At 65.6% G+C, this 1301-nt stretch carries 1 protein-coding gene; it reads left to right on the plus strand.

Features of this window, described 5'->3' with window-relative positions:
- A partial coding sequence (locus BHQ40_RS24675) for an amidohydrolase family protein (protein WP_139139482.1) occupies nt 1-1301 on the plus strand: 1301 nt, incomplete at both ends.

The raw sequence follows: 1301 nt of genomic DNA on the forward strand, positions 1-1301 counted from the left end.
GGGAAGCTGCGGATGGTGCCGGCCGCCGGCGGCGTTCCGCGCACAGTCCCCTGCCGTCTGGACTGGGCCAATGCGAAGCCCGCGGGTCGCACCGTCATCAGGGCCGGGCGGATGTGGGACGCCACAGCGCCCGAATATAAGACCGACATGGACGTGGTGGTTGAGGGCAACAAGATCGCGGCGGTACTGCCCAAGGGCAGCACGACCGACGCGAACGCCAAGGTCATTGACGGGTCCAACCTCGTCCTGCTGCCCGGCCTGATCGACATGCACACCCACCGGCAGATGGCGGGCTATGGCTATGGCGACCGCATGGGCCGCGCCTGGCTGGCGATGGGGATCACCGCCACCCGCTCCCCCGGCTGCCCCGCCTATCATATGGTCGAGGACCGGGAGGCGATCGACAGCGGCGCGCGCATCGCGGCGCGGCACTATGCCACCGGCGAAGCCATCGACGGATCGCGCATCTTCTACAATTTCATGCGGCCGGTGACGGAGCCGGGGCAGATGGCGCTGGAACTCGCCCGCGCCGACGCCCTGTCCTATGACATGGTGAAAACCTATGTCCGCCTGCCCCATGACGTGCAGAAAACAGTCGTCGATGCGTCGCACAAGATGGGCATGCACCTGTCATCCCATTATCATTATCCCGCGCTGCACAGCGGCATGGATTGCATGGAGCATCTGGGCGCGACCAACCGCTATGGCTATTCGCGCACGATCACGGCGCTGGGCGGCGGCTATCAGGATGTGAACGGCCTGTTCGCGGGGGCCAAGGGCGGCCGCACCCCCACCCTGTTCATCGCCTCCTACCTTCTGGGCGAGGACAGCAGCATTGCCGAGGACAAGCGCATCCGCACCCTGTTCCCGCCCTGGGAATATGCCAAGCTGATGGCGCGGGTGAAGGCGATGAAGGAAATGGACGTCACGCCGTTCAAGGAAAGCCTGGAACGGCAGGTCGCCCAGATCAAGCAGACGATGGGTTTCGGCTGGCACGTCATCAACGGCACCGACGCGCCGATCGATCTGGTCGCGATCAGCCTGCACCTTGCGATGCGCGGCATGGTGCGGTTCGGCATGACCCCGCACGAGGCGCTGCTCTCCACCACGCGCAACAGCGGCGAATTTCTGGACGAGCCGATCGGCCGGATCGCGCCGGGCATGCTGGCGGACATGATCCTTGTGGAGGGCGACCCCCTCAAAAAGATCGACGATGTGGCGGCCGTGCGGCAGGTGGTGATGAACGGCTTCGTCCACACCCCGGACTCGCTGATCGCGCCGTTCGAGAAGCAGGAAGCGGC

The sequence above is a fragment of the Sphingobium phenoxybenzoativorans genome, assembly GCF_001757355.1.
Lineage (GTDB): Bacteria > Pseudomonadota > Alphaproteobacteria > Sphingomonadales > Sphingomonadaceae > Sphingobium > Sphingobium phenoxybenzoativorans.